The 23,461-nt window shown below is 33.4% G+C and carries 22 protein-coding genes; 10 read left to right on the forward strand and 12 right to left on the reverse strand.

What is annotated here, in order from left to right; all coding sequences use genetic code 11:
- Nucleotides 1-80 precede the first annotated feature (80 nt).
- On the forward strand, nucleotides 81-2,378 hold the full coding sequence (locus HQN85_RS08795) for a helix-turn-helix domain-containing protein (RefSeq protein WP_173271317.1): 2,298 nt from the start codon (nucleotides 81-83) through the stop codon (nucleotides 2,376-2,378).
- Here the strand turns inward: HQN85_RS08795 and dapF are convergent.
- Nucleotides 2,375-3,157: a diaminopimelate epimerase gene (gene dapF, locus HQN85_RS08800; protein WP_173271319.1), complete on the reverse strand. Its 783-nt coding sequence runs from the start codon at nucleotides 3,155-3,157 to the stop codon at nucleotides 2,375-2,377. The two genes, HQN85_RS08795 and dapF, sit on opposite strands and share 4 nt — an antisense overlap.
- Nucleotides 3,158-3,331: 174 nt before the next feature.
- On the opposite strand from dapF, the gene HQN85_RS08805 reads away from it, so the two are divergent.
- The 4 genes from HQN85_RS08805 to HQN85_RS08820 all read left to right on the forward strand — a co-directional run bounded on the left by HQN85_RS08805 (nucleotide 3,332) and on the right by HQN85_RS08820 (nucleotide 8,594).
- Nucleotides 3,332-4,876, forward strand: a complete 1,545-nt coding sequence (locus HQN85_RS08805) for a trypsin-like peptidase domain-containing protein (protein WP_173271321.1) — start codon at nucleotides 3,332-3,334, stop codon at nucleotides 4,874-4,876.
- A 224-nt stretch (nucleotides 4,877-5,100) separates the two neighbouring features.
- A complete protein-coding gene (locus HQN85_RS08810; protein ID WP_173271323.1) occupies nucleotides 5,101-5,775 on the forward strand; it encodes a succinate dehydrogenase cytochrome b subunit in 675 nt (224 codons plus the stop codon).
- Nucleotides 5,776-5,805: 30 nt separating this feature from the next.
- Entirely contained in the window at nucleotides 5,806-7,785 is a 1,980-nt protein-coding gene (locus tag HQN85_RS08815) for a fumarate reductase/succinate dehydrogenase flavoprotein subunit (RefSeq protein ID WP_173271325.1), read from the forward strand.
- Between the two features lie 38 nt (nucleotides 7,786-7,823).
- Nucleotides 7,824-8,594 (forward strand): succinate dehydrogenase/fumarate reductase iron-sulfur subunit, encoded by a 771-nt coding sequence (locus tag HQN85_RS08820; RefSeq protein ID WP_173271327.1) that lies wholly within the window; start codon nucleotides 7,824-7,826, stop codon nucleotides 8,592-8,594.
- Nucleotides 8,595-8,776: 182 nt separating this feature from the next.
- Here HQN85_RS08820 and HQN85_RS08825 read toward each other — a convergent pair whose 3' ends face one another.
- From HQN85_RS08825 to HQN85_RS08845, 5 genes are read right to left on the reverse strand one after another with little or no spacing between them, the layout of a single operon-like run.
- Nucleotides 8,777-9,571, reverse strand: a complete 795-nt coding sequence (locus tag HQN85_RS08825) for an energy transducer TonB (protein ID WP_173271329.1) — start codon at nucleotides 9,569-9,571, stop codon at nucleotides 8,777-8,779.
- 24 nt (nucleotides 9,572-9,595) lie between these two features.
- Complete coding sequence (locus tag HQN85_RS08830) at nucleotides 9,596-9,742, reverse strand: hypothetical protein (RefSeq protein WP_173271331.1); 147 nt, start codon at nucleotides 9,740-9,742, stop codon at nucleotides 9,596-9,598.
- A 22-nt stretch (nucleotides 9,743-9,764) separates the two neighbouring features.
- Nucleotides 9,765-10,193, reverse strand: coding sequence for a TonB-dependent receptor plug domain-containing protein (locus tag HQN85_RS08835; protein WP_173271333.1), 429 nt, complete (start codon nucleotides 10,191-10,193; stop codon nucleotides 9,765-9,767).
- A gap of 23 nt (nucleotides 10,194-10,216) precedes the next feature.
- Nucleotides 10,217-12,169: a M56 family metallopeptidase gene (locus tag HQN85_RS08840; protein WP_173271335.1), complete on the reverse strand. Its 1,953-nt coding sequence runs from the start codon at nucleotides 12,167-12,169 to the stop codon at nucleotides 10,217-10,219.
- Nucleotides 12,166-12,543 (reverse strand): BlaI/MecI/CopY family transcriptional regulator, encoded by a 378-nt coding sequence (locus HQN85_RS08845; protein ID WP_173271337.1) that lies wholly within the window; start codon nucleotides 12,541-12,543, stop codon nucleotides 12,166-12,168. The genes HQN85_RS08840 and HQN85_RS08845 overlap by 4 nt, the downstream gene beginning before the upstream one ends.
- A 159-nt stretch (nucleotides 12,544-12,702) precedes the next feature.
- Here HQN85_RS08845 and HQN85_RS08850 point away from each other — a divergent pair, with 159 nt between their 5' ends.
- Nucleotides 12,703-14,106 carry an MBL fold metallo-hydrolase RNA specificity domain-containing protein gene (locus HQN85_RS08850; RefSeq protein ID WP_173271339.1) on the forward strand — a complete coding sequence of 468 codons (1,404 nt, stop codon included), beginning with the start codon at nucleotides 12,703-12,705 and terminating at the stop codon, nucleotides 14,104-14,106.
- A 7-nt stretch (nucleotides 14,107-14,113) separates the two neighbouring features.
- Here HQN85_RS08850 and HQN85_RS08855 read toward each other — a convergent pair whose 3' ends face one another.
- Genes HQN85_RS08855 through HQN85_RS08870 form a run of 4 tightly spaced genes read right to left on the reverse strand, consistent with a single transcriptional unit; the run spans nucleotide 14,114 to nucleotide 16,615 of the window.
- Complete coding sequence (locus HQN85_RS08855; RefSeq protein WP_216847255.1) at nucleotides 14,114-14,752, reverse strand: response regulator transcription factor; 639 nt, start codon at nucleotides 14,750-14,752, stop codon at nucleotides 14,114-14,116.
- A gap of 5 nt (nucleotides 14,753-14,757) precedes the next feature.
- Nucleotides 14,758-15,447: a sensor histidine kinase gene (locus tag HQN85_RS08860; RefSeq protein ID WP_173271341.1), complete on the reverse strand. Its 690-nt coding sequence runs from the start codon at nucleotides 15,445-15,447 to the stop codon at nucleotides 14,758-14,760.
- Between the two features lie 59 nt (nucleotides 15,448-15,506).
- Nucleotides 15,507-16,166 carry a hypothetical protein gene (locus HQN85_RS08865; RefSeq protein WP_173271343.1) on the reverse strand — a complete coding sequence of 220 codons (660 nt, stop codon included), beginning with the start codon at nucleotides 16,164-16,166 and terminating at the stop codon, nucleotides 15,507-15,509.
- Complete coding sequence (locus HQN85_RS08870; RefSeq protein WP_173271345.1) at nucleotides 16,163-16,615, reverse strand: hypothetical protein; 453 nt, start codon at nucleotides 16,613-16,615, stop codon at nucleotides 16,163-16,165. The genes HQN85_RS08865 and HQN85_RS08870 overlap by 4 nt, the downstream gene beginning before the upstream one ends.
- Nucleotides 16,616-16,827: 212 nt before the next feature.
- Between HQN85_RS08870 and HQN85_RS08875 the strand changes: the two genes are divergently transcribed.
- The 3 genes from HQN85_RS08875 (at nucleotide 16,828) to HQN85_RS08885 (ending at nucleotide 17,908) form a co-directional block, all read left to right on the forward strand.
- Nucleotides 16,828-17,124, forward strand: a complete 297-nt coding sequence (locus tag HQN85_RS08875; protein WP_173271347.1) for a hypothetical protein — start codon at nucleotides 16,828-16,830, stop codon at nucleotides 17,122-17,124.
- A 22-nt stretch (nucleotides 17,125-17,146) separates the two neighbouring features.
- Nucleotides 17,147-17,371 (forward strand): response regulator transcription factor, encoded by a 225-nt coding sequence (locus HQN85_RS08880; RefSeq protein WP_173271349.1) that lies wholly within the window; start codon nucleotides 17,147-17,149, stop codon nucleotides 17,369-17,371.
- A gap of 93 nt (nucleotides 17,372-17,464) precedes the next feature.
- Nucleotides 17,465-17,908: a hypothetical protein gene (locus HQN85_RS08885; protein ID WP_173271351.1), complete on the forward strand. Its 444-nt coding sequence runs from the start codon at nucleotides 17,465-17,467 to the stop codon at nucleotides 17,906-17,908.
- 50 nt (nucleotides 17,909-17,958) lie between these two features.
- Here the strand turns inward: HQN85_RS08885 and HQN85_RS08890 are convergent, their stop codons facing one another.
- Nucleotides 17,959-19,554: a M28 family metallopeptidase gene (locus HQN85_RS08890; protein WP_246249707.1), complete on the reverse strand. Its 1,596-nt coding sequence runs from the start codon at nucleotides 19,552-19,554 to the stop codon at nucleotides 17,959-17,961.
- Nucleotides 19,555-19,648: 94 nt separating this feature from the next.
- Here HQN85_RS08890 and HQN85_RS08895 point away from each other — a divergent pair, with 94 nt between their 5' ends.
- Nucleotides 19,649-21,007, forward strand: coding sequence for a M20/M25/M40 family metallo-hydrolase (locus tag HQN85_RS08895; RefSeq protein ID WP_173271353.1), 1,359 nt, complete (start codon nucleotides 19,649-19,651; stop codon nucleotides 21,005-21,007).
- A gap of 5 nt (nucleotides 21,008-21,012) precedes the next feature.
- Here the strand turns inward: HQN85_RS08895 and HQN85_RS08900 are convergent, their stop codons facing one another.
- Complete coding sequence (locus HQN85_RS08900; protein WP_173271355.1) at nucleotides 21,013-23,391, reverse strand: TonB-dependent receptor domain-containing protein; 2,379 nt, start codon at nucleotides 23,389-23,391, stop codon at nucleotides 21,013-21,015.
- Nucleotides 23,392-23,461 lie beyond the last annotated feature (70 nt).

A 23,461-nucleotide genomic window follows, 5' to 3' on the forward strand; every position in this document is an offset into this window, starting at 1 on the left:
TAGTTTATCACAGTTTTACACATCCTATAATATTGCCGAATGAAAACTCTATATTGTACGGCCTGTGATTAAAGAATAAAATGTTACAACCTATAGAAGAACTACAACCAGCCCAGCTTGCGGCAAAGTTTATTAATTTAACCTCAAGACATATTTTTTTAACAGGTAAAGCCGGTACAGGTAAAACTACTTTTCTTAGAAATTTAATTTCCTTAACACATAAAAAGGCTGTCATAGTTGCACCAACTGGTATTGCAGCTATTAATGCGGCTGGCGTAACAATTCATTCTCTTTTTCAGCTGCCATTTGGTACTTTTTTACCAAGATTAGCCCCCACCAATACTGTTGCGGTATATCAACATTATCATACGCCAAAATCTATTATCAAGCATTTAAATATGAATGCAACTAAGCGCCGTATTTTACTTGATTTAGAATTATTAATTATTGATGAAGTTAGCATGTTGCGGGCAGATTTACTAGATGCAATTGATATGGTTTTACGTTACATCCGTAAAAATAATTCGAGTTTTGGTGGGGTTCAAGTACTTTTTATTGGCGATTTACATCAGTTACCACCAGTTGTTAAAAATGACGAATGGAATTTGTTAAGCGCATTTTATAAGAGTGCTTTTTTCTTTGATGCATTAGTACTAGAAAAAGATAAACCGGTTTATATAGAATTAGAGAAAATTTATCGTCAAGCGGATGAAACATTTATTAATTTGTTAAATAATCTGCGCAATAACCAGGTTACTGAACAAGATATCGCTCTGCTTAAAACTTATTACAAAGAAAATTATGAGCCCGAGCTTACTGATAATTACATCACATTAACTACACATAATAACAAGGCTGATACATTAAATAAAAGTAGCTTGAATAGGTTAGCGGGCAAGTCGTTTTTATACCACGCAACTATTGAAAAGGAATTTAATGAAAGTGCTTATCCAGCAGAAAAGACTTTGGAACTAAAAGTTGGCGCACAAGTAATGTTTATTAAAAACGATCCAACTGGTGAGCAAAGGTTTTTTAATGGAAAAATTGCTGTGGTTACTAAATTAAGTAATGATTCTATTGAAGTAAAAACCGATGGCTCGAAGCAAAATTTAATCATCGAGAAATATACTTGGAAAAACATAAAATACACCGCAAACAAAGTAAACAATGAAATAGAGGAAGAAATTGCTGGGACATTTACACAATTCCCATTAAAATTGGCTTGGGCCATTACGGTTCATAAAAGTCAGGGTTTAACTTTTGATAAAGCGATTGTTGATATTGGAGATGCATTTGCACCAGGACAAATTTATGTAGCACTCTCTCGTTTGCGTTCGCTTGATGGTCTAATCTTAACTTCTTTAATATCTGGTAAGGGAATCAGGCAGGACCAAAATGTGACTTATTTCGCGAGAACAAAGCAACAGCAAGAAGATCTAGTTGTTCAGATTAAAAAGGAAAGCGATGCGTTTTTAAAATACTCATTGCTGCAAAGTTTCAATTTTACAGTACTTGATAATTATGTTTTTGAACATGTTTTTAGTTATACGAAAGATGAAAAACGATCTACGAAGCAAACACATTTAGCTTGGGTGGTGAAGCTGCAACAAGATTTAATTGCTTTAAAAGTAAATGCAGACAAGTTTTTAAAACAAATAGAAAGGTTGTTTATCATCGGCAATACCGAAAGTTTAAATTTACTGTTAGAAAGAACGGAAGCTGCAGTAAACTATTTTAATCCTCAGTTAGAGGAAATGAGCAATTCTATTTTCGAATTAATGGAAATAGTTAAAACCGAAAAACAGACTAAAGAGTATTTGGTTGAGTTATTAGCGATGGAAGCCATGTTTTACGAGCAGTTTAAAAAAATCCGTAAGGCAAAAGCAATGTTGGCGGCAGCAAATAATGGTGTCGAATTAACAAAGGAAGAAGTATTGGCTTTGTACAAAAGTGCAAAAAGAGAAGAGCAAATTAGAACAGCTTATACCTTGCCAAATAAGAAGGAATTTAATCCGATAGAAGAAGACGAGTTTAGTAAGCCAAAGGCGATGCGAAAATCGAAAACGTCGACACTACCTAAAGAAGACACAAAAGAAATTACATTGGCTTTATTTAAAGAAGGCAAAACAATTGCAGAAATTGCAAGTGAGCGTAAAATGTCCGTCGGCACAATTGAAGGACATTTAGCTCATTTTGTGGCAAAACAAGAGGTAAAAGCAGGTGATCTTATTCCTGCGAAGAAATTGGATGAAATTACTACTGCAATTGGTAAACTAAAATCTATCAGAATGAATGATATTCGTGAGCATTTAGGTAAATCTTATGCTTTTGGAGAAATCAAAATCGCAATAGCGGCGTATTTAGCAGAAGGAAATTAGAAATTAAGCTTTCCTTCAAAAACCTGTTCTGCCGGACCGCATAAAAATACATTCGTAAATTTCGAACCGTCGTAATCAAAGTTAATTTGCAATTTACCACCTAAAACTTCAATTGGAGTTTCAATATGTCCTGGTTGTTTTTGTTGTGCCATTGCCATAGCTACGGCAGTAACACCCGTGCCACATGCATACGTTTCATCTTCGACACCACGCTCAAATGTCCGTACAAATAAATGATTGCCTTTGTCTTCTACAAAGTTTACGTTAATACCATTTAATTTATAAGTGTCGTTGTTGCGAATATTTTTACCTTCTGTAAATACATCTAGCTCAGCTAAATTTTGAACCTCTCGTATATAATGTGGAGACCCTGTATTTAACACAAAAGCACTTCCATCAGTTTTAATGGTGTCAACATCAATCATTTGCAACTCCACCCAATTTCCTTCTGCTGTAATTTTGGCATAATGTGGGCCATCTACTGCCAAAAAATTAGTTTCATTTTCAATTATTCCTAAAAATTTGGCAAACGCAACAATACAACGACCGCCATTTCCACACATGCTTCCTATGTTCCCATCTGAATTGTAATACACCATTTCAAAATCGTAGTTTTCATGATTAGTTAAGAACATCAAACCATCAGCGCCAATACCAAAACGACGGTCACAAAGTTGGGCTATGAGTTTATTATCAATGTTTTTTAGTTCACTAACGCGATGATCAATTAAAATAAAATCATTACCTGCACCTTGATATTTATAGAATTTTATGTTCATTATTTCTTCATTTTGGCATATAATATTTGTGGGTCTTAAATTTTAAACCAGTAACTTAAATTGATTTAACATTTTTTAACACAAAATTAGATGTGTTTACTATACAAATATCGTTTATATGGTATTAAATTTGAATAAATCATTCGAAAAAAAGAATAATAAAATATATAACAAATGAAAAAAATAGGATTAATAGTGTTGGCTGCATTTTTAGGAGGTGCAGTTGCGATTGGCGCTTATAAACTATTAGAGCGCAACAACGATAACTTTTCATTAACAGAGAAGCAAAATATGATGTTTGCCAATAATCCAATTAAAGTTGGATCATCAGGTGCAGTAGATTTTGTTCAAGCTGCTGCTGCAGTTTCTCCAGCAGTTGTTCATATTAAAACGACATACGGAAATAATTCGTCCGATGATAACAGTGGTAGTGGAATGGATGATATGCTAGAACAATTTTTTGGTAATGGTGGAAGAAGATCACGTGTACCAAGAGCCGCATCAGGTTCAGGTGTAATTTTAACGGCCGATGGATATATTGTAACTAATAATCACGTAGTTGAGAATGCAGATAAAATTGAAGTTATTTTATCAAATAGACGTAAAGTAACAGCAAAAGTTATTGGTAGAGATCCCAATACAGATTTAGCATTAATTAAAGTTGATGTAAATGGTTTACCTTTTGTTAAAATGGGAAATTCTGATAATGTGCAAGTTGGAGAGTGGGTTTTAGCTGTAGGTTTTCCTCTAGATTTACAAACTACGGTTACTGCAGGTATTGTAAGTGCAAAAGCACGTAATATTGGCATTTTAAATAGAACCCAGCAACAGCCAACTCGCGAAGAGTACGAGGAATATCAAAGAACCGGTAAAATGCCAGAGCGTCCAGCAAATAATTCAATTGAATCTTACATTCAAACAGATGCTGCAATTAACCCTGGAAATAGTGGTGGTGCATTAGTTAATGCAAATGGAGAGTTAGTAGGTATCAACGCTGCAATTGCTTCAGAAACTGGAAGAAATGAAGGATATGGATTTGCAATTCCTGTGAATTTGGCAAAAAAAATATTAGAAGATTTTAAAGAATATGGCACCGTAAAACGTGGTTATATTGGTGTTACTTTCCAAGCTTTAGATGCTGATGCTGCTGAAAAACTAAACGTTAAAGATATCAATGGTTTATATGTAAGTAGCGTATTGCCAGGTGGTGGTGCAGCCTCTGCAGGAATAAAAGAGGGCGATATCATTAAAAAAGTAGAAGGTGTAGAAATTTATGACTCACCAGATTTACAAGAAAAAGTAGGTCGTATGCGCCCTGGTGATAAAATTGCTTTAACTGTTTTAAAAGCAGATGGTTCTACAAAAAATGTAAGCGTAACGTTAAAGCCCGAAAGCAGTGTGTCATTAGCATCAAAAAATGTAGAAAACAAAGCAACTGGAGCCACAATTAACAAATTAGGAGCAAGTTTTGCACCAGCTTCAGCAGCATTAAAAGCTAAATTTGGTGTGAAAGATGGCGTAGTAGTTACTAATGTAGAGCAAGGGAAGTTGTTCGATTATTGGGATGTAAATAAAGGATTATTAATTACAAAAGTAAATGGCAAACCAGTAAATAGCGCAGCTGATATTGAAAAGGCATTGCCAACATCTCCAAATGGAAAAACAACTATTTCTGGTTTTAACGAAAATGGTGGTTCATATACCATTTCATTTAATTAAAATTAATATACATGTTATGAAAAAAGGAGTGGCATTCGTCACTCCTTTTTTATGCGCTTATTTTAAGATAAGCCCTTCATTGAGTGAGAATTTCAACTATTTTTCACTTAGTTTTTTTAGAACGTTTCTAAATAGCTTCTTTATTGCTTTTTTATGTCGAGCATTCCTATTTTAAATCATATTTTAAATACTTTTGCACTAACTGAATAAAAAAATAAAAGCTAATGGGTAGTATCGCAAATGCTTTTTCCTCATCAATAGGAAAAAAACTAATAATGGGGCTTACGGGCCTTTTTCTAATTTCTTTTTTAGTCGTACACTGTTTTTTAAACTCTTTCGTTTTTTTTGATAATACAGGAGTGTTGTTTAACGAAGGTGCACACTTTATGGCAACTAACTGGATTATTCGTGCTATGGAAGTTGTATTAATGGCAGGGTTGTTATTGCACATTGTACAAGGAGCAAGATTAACCTTTCAAAATCAAGCAGCAAGACCAGTAAAATATGCTTATAACGACGGCAATGCTAATAGTAAGTGGTATTCTCGTTCTATGGGTTTATTGGGTACGTTGTTATTAATTTTCTTAATTGTTCACTTAGCTCAATTCTGGACAGTTTCTCGTTTTACTGGTATTCCTACTGTTGATGCGAATGGACATGAAGATTTGTACGCAGTAATGAAAGGGACTTTCTCAAATATTTGGTTTGTAGTTTTATATGTATTAGCTATGATTTCTTTAGCTTATCATTTATTGCATGGTTTTGCTTCTACTTTCCAAACATTAGGTTGGAATCACAAAAAGTATACTCCAATTATCAAATCATTGGGTGTTTGGTTTTCTATTTTGATCCCATTAATTTTTGCAGCAATGCCAATTTGGATCTATTTAGGTCTATAAAATAATTTTGAACGAATAAAGCTATATATAATGTCAGCAATAAATTCAAATATACCAGAGGGAGAATTAACCGCAAAGTGGACGAAATTTAAATCGTCTGTACCTTTAGTTAATCCTTCTAATAAAAGAAGTTTAGAAATAATTGTAGTTGGTTCTGGTTTAGCTGGAGCTTCTGCAGCTGCAACTTTAGCCGAAATGGGCTATAAAGTAAAATGTTTTTGTTTTCAAGATTCACCTCGTAGAGCGCACTCTATTGCAGCTCAAGGTGGTATTAATGCAGCAAAAAATTATCAGAATGATGGCGATAGTACATATCGTTTATTTTATGATACCATTAAAGGTGGAGATTATAGAGCACGTGAAGCTAATGTACATCGTTTAGCAGAAGTAAGCGCAAATATTATCGATCAATGTGTGGCTCAAGGTGTTCCTTTGGCTCGTGAATATGGTGGCTTGTTAGATAATCGTTCATTCGGTGGTACACAAGTTCAACGTACTTTTTATGCGGCAGGTCAAACTGGTCAACAATTATTATTAGGTGCATATTCTGCTTTGGAGCGCCAAATAGGAATGGGTAAAGTAGAAATGTTTACTCGCCATGAAATGCTAGAAGTAGTTAAGATTGAAGGTAAAGCTCGTGGTATCATTGCTCGTAACTTAATTACTGGAGAATTAGAACGTCACTTTGGTCATGCTGTAGTTTTAGGAACAGGTGGTTATGGAAACGTATTTTATTTGTCTACCAATGCAATGGGTAGTAACGTAACTGCAGCTTGGAAAGCGAATAAACAAGGCGCTTTTTTTGCAAATCCTTGCTATACTCAAATTCACCCAACGTGTATTCCAGTTTCTGGAGATCATCAATCTAAATTAACCCTAATGTCAGAGTCTTTACGTAATGACGGACGTATTTGGGTGCCAAAAATGAAAGATGATACACGTAAGCCTCAAGATATTCCTGAAGAAGAAAGAGACTATTATTTAGAGCGTCGTTACCCTGCTTTCGGTAACTTGGTGCCACGTGATGTGGCTTCTCGTGCAGCAAAAGAAAGATGTGATGCAGGTTATGGAGTTGGCGCATCTAAATTAGCTGTCTATTTAGATTTTAAAGCAAATACAGAACGTTACGGTAGAATAGAAGCTTCAAAAGCTGGTAATCATAATCCTGATAAGGAAATATGCATGCGTTTAGGTTTAGAAGTGATTAAAGAAAAATACGGTAACCTGTTCGATATGTATGCACAAATTACAGGTGAAAATCCTTACGAAACACCAATGCGTATTTATCCTGCAGTTCACTATACAATGGGTGGTTTATGGGTTGATTATAACTTAATGACAACCGTTCCAGGTTTGTATTGTACTGGTGAGGCAAATTTCTCTGATCATGGTGCAAATCGTTTAGGTGCATCGGCGTTAATGCAAGGTTTGGCAGACGGTTATTTTGTTTTACCTTACACTATCGGCGCTTATTTATCGAAAGAAATTTCTGTTAAAGCAATTCCAACAGATCATCCAGCATTTGCTGAAGCCGAGGCTAAGGCAAAAGGAATTTTAGATACTTTAATTGGTATTAAAGGAACCAAGTCTGTTGATTATTTCCACAAAAAATTAGGTTTAATAATGTGGGAAAAATGTGGAATGGCTCGTAATGCAGAAGGTTTAAGATCAGCTATTGCTGAAATACAACAATTGAAAAAAGACTTTTGGAGTGATGTACGTGTGCCAGGATCGGCAGACGAATATAATCCAGAATTAGAAAAAGCTGGTCGCGTTGCCGATTTCATCGAATTAGGAGAATTGATGTGCATGGATGCATTAAATCGTAATGAAAGCTGCGGTGGCCACTTCCGTGAAGAATATCAAACTGAAGAAGGAGAGGCATTACGTGATGATGAAAATTATGCTTACGTAGCAGCTTGGGAAAATAAAGGTGATGGAACTTTTGAGCTTCATAAAGAAGAATTGAAGTTCGAAAATATTAAAATAGCACAAAGAAGTTATAAATAGTAAAAGTACACCCTACTTTTTACTTAAATCTCTATACAATGAGTACAGGAAATATGAACTTAACGCTAAAAGTTTGGCGTCAGAAAAACACAAAAGACAAAGGAAAAATGGTAGACTATAAAGTGTCTAATATTTCTCCAGATATGTCTTTTTTAGAGATGTTTGATGTTTTAAATGAAGATTTAATTACCAAAGGTGATGAGCCAATTGTTTTTGATCATGATTGTCGCGAAGGTATTTGCGGAATGTGCTCAATGTTTATCAATGGCCGCCCACATGGACCGAAAGATGCCGTAACAACTTGTCAGTTGCATATGCGTTCTTTTAAAGATGGAGATACAATTGTAGTTGAACCATGGAGAGCAAAAGCATTCCCGGTAATTAAAGATTTAACTGTAGATAGATCTGCATTTGACCGTGTAATTGCAGCAGGTGGGTTTATCTCTGTAAATACAGGAAATGCACAAGATGCTAACAATTTGCCAATTCCGAAAGCTCAAGCAGATGCGGCATTTGAGGCTGCGGCTTGTATTGGTTGTGGTGCTTGTGTAGCTACGTGTAAAAATGCATCAGCTATGTTATTTGTTTCAGCTAAAATTTCTCAATTGGCATTATTGCCACAAGGACAGCCAGAAAGATATAAACGTGTACAGAATATGGTTGCACAAATGGATGCTGAAGGTTTTGGTAATTGCACAAACACTGGGGCTTGCGAAGCAGAATGTCCTAAAGGAATTTCTTTAGAGAATATTGCTCGTATGAATAGAGATTATTATTCTGCTAAGTTTGTGAGCGAAGAAGAAGGATAATCAGTTAGCAATTCGAAGTTAGCAGTTTGTAATTCATAACTGAAAACTGCCAATCGAAAACTAATTTGTTTTTATTCTATAAAATTACTAGATTTAAATATCCGAGACACAGGAGATTTAATAAAACGAAAAACCCCGACCAATTAGGCTGGGGTTTTTTGTGGAGTATTATATCTGTTGGTTTATTTAGGTAATTTAAATTTAATTGGAACATTGTACTTAACGCGAACTGGTTTTCCATTATGCATACCTGGCATCCATCTTTTTGATAATTTTATTACTCTTATAGCTTCTTCATCAAGTCCAGCACCAAGTTTACTATTCACTTTAATATCAGTCAAGTACCCATCTTCTGCAATAGTAAAAGAAACATAAACATTTCCTTCTACTTTAGCATCAATCGCAGATTTGGGATATTTGATATTTTCTGTTATAAATTCATAGAATTTTGCAATTCCTCCTGGGTATAAAGGAGGATTTTCGATACTTAAAAGGTCGTATACTTTACCTTCTTTAACAGGCCCAACTCTATCAGCAACTGGTGAATCTGCTTTAGGATTAGGCTTTTTACTAGGAATACTGAATTTAACTGGAATATTATACTTTACCCTAACTACTTTACCATTTTGCATTCCAGGATTCCATCTTTTGGATAATCTAAGCACTCTAATCGCTTCCTCATCTGTTCCACCACCTAGTTTACGATCAACTTTTAGATCATTTAAGGAGCCATCTTTTTCAACCATAAAAGAAATATAAACAGTTCCTTGTATATTGTCATCTTTAGCTTGTTGGGGATATTTTATATTTTCTCCCAAAAACTTGTAAAAACTTGCCATTCCACCTGGGTATGAAGGAGGGTTTTCCATAGAAACGAAGTTATAAACTGTGTTGTCTTCTACTTGAGCTGCAGCTTTATTTTGGCAAAAGCTGAGCAGTAACACCGCTATTAGCGATGAGAAAATTAGTTTTTTCATATAATTTTAGTTTTTTATGTGGATTTATTTATTTGACTTTTTCTTAGGTATGTAGTCTTTAGTAGAAATAATAATTACTCCATTTTTTGCCTGGTTACCATATACTGCCGTAGCTGATACATCTTTCAAAATATTTATGGTTGCAATTTTATTAGGATCAATTCCTTTCATTCCATCATATCCAATAATTTCATCATTTAATATAAACTAAAGGTTTTTTAGCCTCATTAGTCAAATCATTTTTAATGCTGAATTTAGCGTTAGAGCCATAATCTATCACTTTGACATCGTTGTTCGTCAAATAATCTTTAGTAGAAATAATAATTGCTCCATTTTTTGCCGATTCTCCATATTGAGCTATAGCAGAAGCATTTTTCAAAATATTTACGGTTGCAATTTTATTTGGATCTATTGTATTGATCGAACCGTATTCAATAACTTTGCCGTTCAATACAAATAATGGTTTTGCTTCATCTGTTCTAGAGCCGCCAGTAATATTTACAGAACTGTAACCTACAACTTTGATTGAATCGATTTTTCCTTTTATAGTACTAGTTTCTTGCGCACTTGCGTATTGAAATGAGCAGAATAAGCCCAGTACTACATAAATTAACTTTTTCATATGTTTAATTTAATTTTGGTTGATTAATGTTGTTGAGTAGATTTTGCTTTTTTAGATGTAATAAGAATAACGCCATTTTCGCCACTTTTTCCATATAAAGCACTACCACTTGCTCCCTTTAGTATACTTATTTCTGCTATTGTTTTAGGATCTAAATCTTTTATGGTACTTGTTTCTCTTATTTCTCCATCTAAAATTATTAGTGGAGGAGTTTTATCATTAGGTATACTTTTTAATACGATAGTTGAACTTGTTTCTCGCTTTTTTGCATTTAAAGAGAATCTAATAGGAATATTATATTTAACTCTAACTGGTCTGCCGTTTTGCATTCCAGGGTTCCATCTTTTAGATAGTTTCAAAACTCTGACGGCTTCCTCATCTATACCGTAACCTAGTTTTCGATCTACTTTAATATCGTTTAATGAACCATCTTTTTCCACTGTGAAAGAAACATATACGTTGCCTTCGATCTCATTATCACTAGCTAATAACGGATATTTGATGTTTTTGCCTAAGAAATTGTAAAACTCACTAACTCCACCTGGATAACTCGGTGGATTTTCCATTGCAACAAAACTGTATACATTGTTATCTTGTATTTCGTCTTTAGAAGCAAGGCCTGTTATCAGCATACCTTGCAAAACTTGATAGTCTTCTGGAAGTTTTACATCTGCATTTTTAAACTGCGAATCTGCTCCCTCAAGCTTAAAAGTAACTCTTAAACAATAATTCCCATCTTTCTGGAAAAAGTCATCATAATTTGATATTTGTTGAATAACTTCTTCATCACAACCACCACCCAATTCGTTTTGCACTACCAAATCAGTTACTCTGCCACGGTTAACGGCAAAATTAACTATTAAATTTCCTTGTATTTTTTTCTTAACAGCTTCAGCAGGGTACTTTATACCGTCAGCTAAGAATTTATAAAAACCATTCCAAGAGTTTGATTTTTCTTTTTCTAAATTATCTTTACTAATAGGCGAAGGGACTACAGTGTTTTTGGTTACTAAATCTTGAACCTCAACCTGATCTAATTTAAGTGCAGAATTTAAATTTACTACACTTAATGGCTCTTTTATTACTTGGTTGACTACCGAACTTGCATCATTTAACGGAATTTGATCAGCCACTGCTATAATTTGATTGTTTTTACGAATGGTAGCAGAAGATAAAACGAGTGTTAAGGCAAACAAGGGCACAAATAAACCATATTTTAAAATTGCGGTTTTTTTTGAACGCTGTTTATGCAACATGAAAATCCTCTTTTTTATTAATGATTTAGTCAAAAAGCCATTCATTAATGTACTAGGTTGTACTCCAAATGCCTGGCTCAATAATAAAAGTGCGTAAGTTTCTTTGTCGCCTTGAAATTTAGCAGCAGCCTCGTCAGCTAAATATTCATGTATGTTTTTAATTGATTTTTTGTAGAAATAAATAACAGGATTAAACCAAGTAATTATGGCCAAAATTTCAAAGAAAAGTACATCGATGGTATGTAGTTGTTTTATATGAATATCTTCATGTAAATCAACAGTAGCCCTTTCTGGTAAATTTTCGGCAACAGATTTTCGATTGAAAAAAGAAAAAGCATCGTTTGCATTAGCTCTACTAAATAACGTGTTAATCGCAAATAATTGATACACGAAATATAACAAGTAACTAAATACCCCTATAATATAAATAATTACAATTAGTCGCCCCCAATCGTATTGGTCTTGTGTTTGAGGTAAAATTGCGTAATTACTTACAACGGTATTTATCTCGCTTACACTGATATATAATTTATCGCTAACTACTTTTTGGCTAAATAGCTCGAACCTTAAAAAAGGTATAGCTAACGAGAAGATTCCAGATGAAACAAGGTATATTCTATTTAATACAAAATAGGTCTCCTTATCTAAAAGCAACTTATAGAAGCAATAAAATATAATCAAGTAAATATTTACTTGTAAGAGATAATGCGCCCAACTCATTTTGGTTTGTTTTTGAATTTGTTGATCATTTTTAGAATTTCATCTACATCACTTAAATCCAATTTTTCTTCTTTTACGAAAAAAGAGAACATGCTTTCTACTGAGTTTTCGAAGTAATTACCAAGCAGTTTTTCTGTAGCATGGCGTTTATATTCTTCACGGGTAATTAAGGGATGATATTTATGAGCTTTCCCAAAAGCTTCATGCCCAATAAACCCTTTTACTTCTAAAATTCTAATAATAGTTGAAACAGTATTGTATGCTGGTTTTGGTTCTGGTAAATAATCCATTACTTCTTTCACAAAAGAATTTTCTAGTTGCCATACAATTTGCATAATCTGTTCTTCTGCCTTTGTTAAGTCCTTTATTTCCATGATAATTGTTATTTTAGGGTGTTTGAGCTTTTATTTAAATATTCTAACCGTTATTAAGCCCTAACATATAAATAATATAATATAAACTTAAAACTAATATTTTAGTTTTCAAAATATTTCATTAATTATTTTCTATATTATTGAAAAAAATTTATCTATATGAAAATAGCCTTTCATGGTGCAGCCCGTAACGTTACAGGGAGCAAACACTTAATTACGTTAAATAACGAGAAAAAAATTTTACTAGATTGTGGCATGTTTCAGGGTATGGGGCGAGAAACAGATGAACTCAATAAAAATTTTGGGTTTAATGCTGCTGAAATTGATATTTTGGTTCTTTCTCATGCGCATATAGATCATAGCGGGTTAATACCGCGTTTAATTGCACAAGGTTTTAAAGGTGTAATTTATGGTACATCAGCTACTAAAGAATTAACTAAGATATTGTTGTTAGATTCTGCTAAAATTCAAGCTGGCGATTTAAAATATAAAAATAAAAAGCTTCAACAACGCGGTTTACCATTGGAAGAGGCTTTGTACGAAGAAGAAGATGTGTTAAAAGCCATGGATTATTTTGTAGCTGTTGATTATCATACAGAAACAAGATTGATGGAAGGTGTTACGGTACAATTTATAGATGCTGGACATATTATTGGTAGTGCATCAGTACATTTAACTATTGTAGAAGAAGGAAAAACTACAAAATTAAGCTTTAGTGGAGATGTCGGTCAATACGGTGATTTGTTACTAAAATCTCCACAAGAGTTTCCACAAGCTGATTACATTTTATTAGAATCTACCTATGGTGATAAACTGCATAAAGATGCACAACCAACGAAGGAGGCTTTATTAGCGGTAATTTTAAAAACCTGTGTACAGAAAAAAGGCAAGGTTATTATCCCAGCATTTAGCGTTGGAAGAACTCAAGAGATTTTATACATTTTAAACAATTTGGGTTTAGAGGGGAAATTGCCTGATGTTAAAGTTTATGTAGATAGCCCATTATCAGCGAAAGCTACACAAATAGTGGAGAATCATGCCGAAGGATATAATAAAGATGTTTTAGCTGTTTTAAAAGTTGATGATGAGCCATTTGATTTTAAAAATTTACATTATGTAGAAGATGCAGAAGAATCTAAAGCTTTAAATACTAATCAAGATCCTTGCATAATTATTTCTGCATCTGGGATGGCCGAAGCAGGAAGGGTGAAACATCACATTAAAAATAATATAAGCGATAGTAAGAATACAATATTAATGGTTGGATATTGTGAACCAAGATCTTTAGGAGGTCAATTAAAAAATGGTGCGAAAGAAGTAAGTATTTACGGCGAACAATTTCAGGTTGTTGCTGAAATTCAAAGCATACAATCTATGAGTGCGCATGGCGATTATGAAGATTTACTTCGATTTATGTCTTGCCAAGATGCCGCAAAAGTAAAAAAAGTTTTTTTAGTGCATGGCGATTATGATGTGCAACAAATATTTGCACAAAAACTAATTGCAAAAGGTTTTTTGAATGTAGAAATTCCAGATCGGCACCAAGAGTTTGACTTGAGTTAAATCAATATCAAATTGTAATTAACTTATTTTTTATGCCATAAACCACTAAACCGGTTCTTGATTTTATATTCAGCTTTGCAAAAAGTGATTCTCTATAATTGTCTACTGTTCGTGGGCTGATATTCATCTCTGATGCGATTTCCTTATAGGTTAATTCAGTACTACAATATTGAAGAAAAATTAATTCTTTTTCAGAAAATACGGGCTTGGCATCTTCATTTTTTAATGAAATCAATAATCTGCCAGATACCAAATCGTTGATGTAAAATCCTTTTTCAGCAATGGTTTTAATTGCAGTTAGCAATTCAGAAGGTTTTGATTCTTTTAATAGATAACCACCTGCTCCAGCTTTTAACATTCCAATAATAGCTTTTTCATCCTCAAACATGCTTAAAGCTATCACATGTGTATTTGGATAATTTTCTTTTATCCATTTGGTGGTCGCATATCCATCCATCATGGGCATATTAATATCCATGAGAACAGCTTGAACTTCCTTAAAAGTTTTAATTTTCTCTTGTAAATCTAAACCGTTTTGAGCTTCGATTACTACATTGATTTCCTCAAATTCAGATAGTAAGTTTGCAAGTCCAGAACGAAATAAAGTATGATCATCTACAACAGCTATGTCAATAGTTTCTAGCATAATTTTTATGGATAAGGAATTTCAATCTTAGTTATAGTTCCATTATTTTGCTTTGATTGTATGTTTATTTTGCCATCAATCATTTTTATTCTATTATGAATTGAAGATAAACCAATGCCTTTATTTTTAGTTTTTGCTGCTTCATAATCAAAACCGATGCCGTTGTCTTTCACGATTAAATTAAGCAAATCATTAATTATAAACACCTCTATTTCTATATGTGAGGCCTGTGCATGTTTAATGATATTATTAATAATTTCTTGAAGTAATCGTAAAACAATAAGGTCTTTATTTGGCGATGAAATTTCAAAGTCTAATAATTCGTTTTTAACTTTTATTTTATAAGTGCCTATCTTTTTTAATCGATCAATTTCTTGTTTAATAGCTTTACCCAAACCAGTTTGCACTATAAATTCACCATTCATCAGCTTTGCTAAACCTCTTAATTCTTTAATGGAGCTATTTACTAAGTCAATGGATTCAGAGATTTTTTTATCCAATTTTTGTGGTTCTTCTAAATTAATTGAACTTAAAGTAAGCGCAGTTAAGCTTAATAATTGGCCAATATTATCATGCAAATCCGATGCAATGGTCTGCATGGTTTGTTCTTGTACTTCTATTTGTGTTTTGAGTAGTTCCGATTCAAATTCCAATTGCATATTGCGCTTCTCTTCTAAATCCTTTTTTTTACGCACATTATAAACCCCTATATAAATTAGTAGGAATAATGGAGCCAACAAAAAAATAAAAGTTGCTAATATGATGATAACAATAACTTCCGTTGACGTGAATTGCATATATAAGAATAAATCCAAATGCTATATAATAGTAAATTTAAAATAAGCATTACGTAAATTAAAATAGTATAAGATTTAGGAAAATCTTGGTATAAAAAGTAAATAAACAAGTTATAGATTGTACTACCAAAATAATAGAATAATACACCAGAAACCCACCAAAATTGTGCATTAGTATTGAGGTCTATTGGATCTTTTTGTTTAATAAGTAAATAGAAATAAACTAAACATACAACTACAAAAACAACGGATTCTAAATTTATAGTTAAGCTATTAAATTTCAGAAAACCATGATTATAAATCTCAATTATATAGGTAATTGTAAATGTAATTATAGGGATAGAGCAGATCATTAATGCTTTATTGGTGAGTTTATTTAAAGCCGCATACAGCCCGTAAGAGATGTATGCAGCTTCAAAAATTATAAAAATATTATACAACCATGCATTATTAAGATGAAAGCCTTTAGACATTGAAAAGCCTATTGTTTCTATAATTACTACAATTGCTAAATAACCTCTTGTAAGTATAGAGAATAATGAACCGTCCTTTTTTAAAAAGATTATTGCAGTAATTAGGCAAGATAGCTCAATAATAATGTTGACTACTGAAATCATGGGCAATTGTTATCAGGATCATTAGGGTCTATGATGTCACTAGTGCAATCACAACCAGTATCAGGAGGGCAAAGCGCACCTCTATTTTTAGGTTCTGAAAAAAGTGCGTTTTCCATGTAATCTTGCATTGGTCTTCCATTCTCATTTTTTGTTGACACAAAAATCACAGTATTGCGATCTACATAGGTGCCAGGAATTTTTGGTTCCCCTTGAGGTAAATTAGAATTAACATTATCAATTACAGCTTTAGTATACCTCCCAAAATAAACTCTTACACCATCTGCATGGGGCTCGTTTGCAATTGTGTCCATTAAGTTTTTCATTTGTTGAATAGGAAACCAAACTGAACGTGTATAACCAGATTTGCCTCTTTCTGCTTTTTTAAAAGCACTAACCATTTGTTGTGCCCATTCAATGTCGGACATGTCGTTTTGTTTTTGAATACTCATGTTGTAAATAGTTTTGATTAAAGTTGGATTTATTATTTCTAAAATTCATTAATTATCAGCGTATTAGCAACCGTAAAATCGCTTTATCCCAATACCGTAAAAACACCTTATTAAAAAGGGCAATTAAGCGTTGAAATAGGCAATATTACTAGGGTAAATTTGGCTGTATTAAAAATTAAATCATCCTAAAACGCAATCATTAACTAAAAATCATGAAAAATTACTCTTTCAAAATCGCAATTCTAGTCTTTACAGTAATCTTGTTTTCAAAGTGCAAACCTGAAGAAGAGATTAAATCTTCTGCTTGTACATTTACTGATGCAGAATCAAAAGCTTATTATAACAAAGCTGTCACGTTTGGTAACAGCCCAACACGCAGTAACTGCAACATTCTAAAAACAGCTTCGCTTGATTTAATTAAAAAGTTTGAAAAATGTGATGCAGCAACAAAATCCCAAATCACCCAGTTAACACAGCAATGGAAAAGTATTGATTGTAATACTTTCTAGCATAGCTATAGAAAATTGACTTATGACTTTAGATATATCCTATAAAGCGGAACATATTACTCAAAGAGAACTAGAAGTATTGTATATGGTTTGCATGGGTTATAACAGTAAGCAAATTGCCGAACAGCTTTTTATTAGCGAACTTACAGTGCAAACTCATCGTCGTAATATGGTTAAAAGATTAGGTTTAAGGAACTCTCATCAACTTATAGTGTGGGCTTTTAAAGAGAGAATGCTTTCAGTATAAGAATACCCATTTTTAGGTATTGTATCATTAAGTTATACTTTCTATTTTGGTAATAATTAACTCATTTAAAGTTAACTCTTTAATAGTAATCGTATGAAAAAAGTTACTTTCACTTTATTGTGTTTAATCTTTTCTTTAGGCTTCGCTTTTGCTCAGAATGATGTAATATCAATTGATTTAAAAGGAACAAAGTATACAGTTAGTAAGAAAATCCCAAAGGAAATTATTGGAGAATATTTATATGAAAAGAAAGGTGAGCCGAAAGTTGTATTAAATGCAGATGGAACTGGATCTTTTCAACCGCATATGGTTCCGCCAATTTCAATTAAATATTGGATTGACTGCGATGCAAAAGGTGTAATCAGGAAAACAGAAGGAATTAATGGAAGATACCAATACACCTTACTGATACAGTATTTAGATGGAAAAAATGGTAATTATCCAGTAAATGGTTACGATTTAATGGCAGTAACTGTAATAACTGATGAGGGTTGGGCTGTAATTTATGGAGAACGATATAAGCCGTTAAACAAATAGGTAGTAGTAAAAAAGCCTCCAATCTGGAGGCTTTTTTTATTTCTGAATTACTATTTCTTACGTGGTAATTTTTCTGCTCTTTCTGACGTATGATAAACAAAAGAAGCTACAATAGTTGCTGCTTGTTTCAAATCATCTTCCACTAAACGATCATACGTATCCATATTTGAGTGGTGCGTACGTGTGTTATAATCCATAGGCTCTTGAATAAATTGAAAGCCAGGTAAACCAACACCATCATACGATTGGTGATCTGTACCACCAGTATTGCTGATTGTAATAGTTTTTGCACCTAAGTCATCAAACGGCGTTAACCAAGATTGGAAAATATCTTTTACAGCAGCATTACCTTGTAAATATACACCACGAATTTTTCCAGTTCCATTATCTAAATTATAATAAGCGCTTAATTTTTCATGTTCTGGTTTTATAACTGCTTCTTTTGCTTCAGTTGCTGGTCTGCCATTAAATGCCGGCGCAGCGTTAGTAGCAGCAGTACCAAAGTGTTCAGCAACATATCCTCTAGAACCAAATAAACCTTGTTCTTCAGAGCTCCACAATGCAATACGAATCGTACGTTTTGGTTTAAAATCAATTGCTTTTAAAATACGCATAGCTTCAATCATTACAGCAGAACCTGCAGCATTATCAGTAGCGCCAGTGCCCGCATGCCATGAATCATAATGACCACCAAGCATTACCACTTCGTCTTTTAATTTAGGATCAGTTCCAGGAATTTCGCCAATTACATTATATCCTTTTGGATCTTTATCATAAAATGAAGTTTTGATATCGGCTTCCATTTCTACTTTTTCTCCTCCACGTAATAAACGTAAAATATGTAAATAATCTTCACCAGCTACTTCTAATTCAGCAGAAACAGGTTTTGCATCTAATTTGTAAGAAGCACCATTACTGGTAAAGAAAGTTCCATAACTACCTCTAGCTTGTGTTAGTTTTAATCCGATTTTTTCTGCTAACAACATGCTATCAATTGCTGCACGCATAGCGAATTGTCTCATCATTGCAGCTCTTTGATTATTAGCAGGACCAGCTGCAGCAGCACGTTGAGGTCTTGCGCCAGCAGCTTGTGGTTGAGCAGAAGCCATTTCTGTCAATTGCTCATCTGTATATCTTAATAACTCAGGTTTGTCGTTGCTACGAATAACAGTACCTTGATCTAGAATTACAATTTTACCAGCTAATTTGCCTTTATATTTTGCTAAATCAGTAATTGTATCTGCTTTAACTAAAACAACATCCGATTTAATTAAGCCATTTGTACCTGGAGTCCATGCTTTTGGTGAAGCAATAATGGCGTGGTAATAAGGCAATGTTGTAGCTGCATAAAATTTATCTACTTGCCAACCTTTACCAAAATCTCCCCATGCCTCTAAATGAACATTTTTTAAGCCCATTTCTTTCATGTATTTAACCGCCCAGTCTTGTGCCCTTTTTAAACCAGGTGAATTAGATAAACGTGGTCCAGATACATCTGTGATATGGAAGGCTATATCCATTGCTTTAGATTTATCTAAGCCTTCGGTTCTAATTTTTTGGACAATAGCTGTGTTTACAGGTTCTTGCGCAAATGCAGAAAAGCATAAGCCTAGGGCTAATGCACTAAAAGTAAATTTTTTCATCATATTAAATAATTAGTTAGGTATCATTACTGTTTGTGAATTTACAGTTATTGATAAATAATTGTACCTTTCTATTCACATTTTTACATGTCCTATTATGATTACAAAGAAGTACTTAGTCCTTTTATTAGTTGTTATTCTTTCCTCAGGAAAGTCGATTGCGCAAAAAACAATAACTAGAGATGCGGATATTACCACAATGGTGAATGAAATATCGGCTAAAAATTTAGAGCAAACTATTAGAAAATTGGTTTCTTTTCAAACTAGGCATACTTTGAGCGATACCTTAAGTAAAACTACAGGGATTGGTGCTGCTAGAAATTGGATTAAAAGTGAATTCGAAAAATATAGTTTAGCTGGCGGTGGTAAGCTCCAAGTTTCTTTTGACACTTTTACTCAAGCTGCTGATGGTAGAAGGATTACAGCTCCTGTTGTACTTAAAAATGTAATTGCGGTTTTGCCTGGAACAGATCCGAACGATAAAAGAATGTTACTTGTCTCTGGCCATTATGATTCTAGAGTTACTGATGTGATGAATATTAAAGATTTCGCTCCAGGAGCAAATGATGATGCATCTGGAGTGGCTGCTATGTTAGAAATGTGCCGAGTTATGAGCAAGCAGAAATTTAGCTGTACATTAGTTTTTATAGCTATGGTAGGCGAAGAACAAGGCTTATATGGTGCAACTAATTTGGCTAAGAGGGCTAAAGAAGAGGGTTGGAATGTACATTTATTGATGAATAATGATATTGTTGGAAATTCTTATGGTATGGAAACTGATTTAAAGGACAATAAAAGTGTGCGTGTTTTCAGCGAAGGAGTTTCTGCATTAGAAACACCAGCTCAGGCTGCAGCTAGACAATCGGCCGGAACTGAAAATGATGGAAAAGCTCGTCAGGCGGCTAGATACATTAAAGAAGTTGCAGAGCGATATGTTGATCAATTAGAGGTAAAGCTAATTTATAGGAGAGATCGTTATTTGCGTGGTGGAGATCATACTCCGTTTTCTCAACAAGGTTTTGCCGCAGTGCGGATAACTGAAATGAATGAAGATTTTAATCGTCAACATCAGGATGTACGAACAGAAAATGGATTTAAATATGGTGATTTGCCCGAATATGTAGATTATAATTATCTGCAAAAAGTTACTCAAATGAACTTATCAGTGTTGGCAAATTTAGGTCTGTCTACTCAAGAACCAGAAAATGTTGTCGTATTTACTTCAGGATTAACCAATAAAACTTCATTAAAATGGGATGCGCCTAAAGGTAAAATCCCAACAGGTTATTATGTCGTAATGCGTGAAACTACAAGTCCATTTTGGGAGAAAAAATTCTTTGTAAAAGAAAATTCAGCTGTATTGCCTTACTCCAAAGACAATTATTATTTTGGTGTTCAATCCGTAGATGAAAATGGTCATGAAAGCTTGGTCATCATTCCGAAAGCTGGAAGATAAAACAATTAATTTCTGTTCCCAGTTTTGGCTTGTCGTACGCCTTGATTTTCTTTTAGGTTTAGTTTATATACAAAAGTTAAACGATAACGAGCTGCATTAGGACTATTAACTTGTGAAAGTGAATAATTACTACCTGTTGTTGTGGTTTCAAATTTTTTAAGATTAAATAGATTTGTTACATCAAATAATAAAGTTGCTTTATCTTTTAAGAATATTTTGCCAGCTCCAAAGTCCAAATTATGAATGCTAGCGGTTCTACTTTGTGCATTACTTTGAGCACTTGTAAAATTATATCGCCCTTGCAAACTTAATTTTTTTGGCAGTTTTAATTGTGCACTTATCCTACTGGTTAGAATTCTTCCCTTATAATTGAAATCTTGATTAACATAAAATCCTTTTTGATTAAAATAATAAGCATTCATTTCTATACTAAATTGTAAAAATTGATATGGATTGTAAAGCGTTGAAAGTTCAAATCCGCCACGTGTTTCTCCATCAATATTTATAGGTGTAGTAATAAATATTCCATTAGGATTTCTGTAAGTATAATCTTGAAGAATGTTTTTATTGTTTTGATAATACAAAGAAGGATTGAATGTTAGTTTACCCCAGTTTTTTAAAAATCCTAGCTCAAATACATCTGCATAAGAAGGAGCCAAATTCGGATTACCTACGTATTGCGCATTGAAATCAGTCAATTCATTAAAAGGATACAATGAAAAGAGAGAAGGTCTATTAATTCTTTTGCTATAGCTGGCTTGTAAAGAAGCACTTTCACTGAATGGATATGTTAAATTTAGTGTTGGGAAGAATCGCATGTAATTTTTACTGCTATTAAATGCCCCAGCTTTATCTTCTAATTCTATTTTTGTTAACTCTGTTCTCAATCCAAGTTGATATGTTATTTTATTCCATTTGTTACTAAATTGTGCATAAGCACTTCCAATTAGCTCATTATACACAAGCTGATTGTTAATGCCGTCAAGTATTTGCCACTCGTTATTGTTTTGTTGTTCGGCTATAAAAGCGCTAGTCACGCTTCTTTTTTCGGCCTTAATGCCAAACTCTAAATTTGAAACACTATCTAAAGGATGTACATAATCTGTTTGTAACATAAAATCTTTACTAGCACCGAGCGAACTCGTTCTAATACCTGAGAAATTAGTAACTATTGGAACTGTTTTTTGAGTAAATAAATTCCAGTCTTTATCGCTATTCCAAAAATCGTATTGTATATCAATTGTGTATTTCTTGTGAGGCACATTGAATGTTTTAGTATAATTAAACTCTAGCTGATTGTAATTCCTTTTCTCCCAAGATTCTCCAGTACGTATTAATGTACTATCTAGTATTTGCCCTTTCTTTGTGTAATCGTATTGCAAACTCGTTTTATCGTGGTCATTTGTGGTCTTGTTTAAAAATGCAGCTGTAATGGTATTGTGATTATTAAGTATAAAATCTCCACCAAAATATGCCATCTTCGCGTCGTCATGTCGATCTTCATCTTGCCTTTTATGAAGCAAATTGATAGTTCCTAAATCATTTGTAGATTGATTAGAAATATATAATCCATCATAATCAGAATAACGCAAACCGAAGGTAGAGAACAAGTTGATTTTGGATGATTTATAATTTAGACTTGGCGTAATTTTGGTTTCGTTAGGAATTCCGGCAACTAAACTTAACTGCCCATTTAGACCAGATTTTTTATTTTTCTTTAAAACAATATTAATTATTCCTGCAGAACCAGCTGCGTCATAACGTGATGAAGGATTAGTAATTACTTCTACTCTTTCTATTTGATCTGCGGGCAATTGATCTAAAGCGTTTCCTTGAGTAAATCCAGAACGTCTACCATCAATTAATATCAAAACGTTGCTATTTCCTCTTAAACTCACACTTCCAGTTGGGCTTACACTTACCGATGGTACACCATTAAGTACATCTAATGAAGAACCAGTTTGAGACAGGACGTCCTTTCCAACTAGAAAAATTTTCTTATCTAGCTTTAAACTGACTGAAGGTTGTTCGCCAATTATCGAAACTTCTTTTAATAAAGCTGCATCTGGTTTAAGAGTAATCGATCCTAAATTGATTGATAAATTAGATTTACTTATAGTTTTAACTAAAGTTTCATATCCTATTAACGAAAACTCTATTGTTGCATTATCCATTGGTGTAAACGCTAATTTGAACTCTCCTTTTTCATCTGTAATCGTTGCAATAATTAATTTGGCTGAAGCATCCTTTACTCGTACCGTGGCATACATAAGGGGCGCATTGGAGGTTTGATCGTTCACTGTTCCATATACGTTTACTGATTGTTGAGATTTACCAATAACCGAACTAAATAAGATGATGATAAAGAAGAAGAATTTTTTCATGGCACAAGTTTACACGGCAGTGATTACTTACGAATAGAAAACCATGTCAACTGCTCTATGTCCTTTTGAA

It is taken from the genome of Pedobacter boryungensis (genome assembly GCF_013204825.1).
Lineage (GTDB): Bacteria > Bacteroidota > Bacteroidia > Sphingobacteriales > Sphingobacteriaceae > Pedobacter > Pedobacter boryungensis.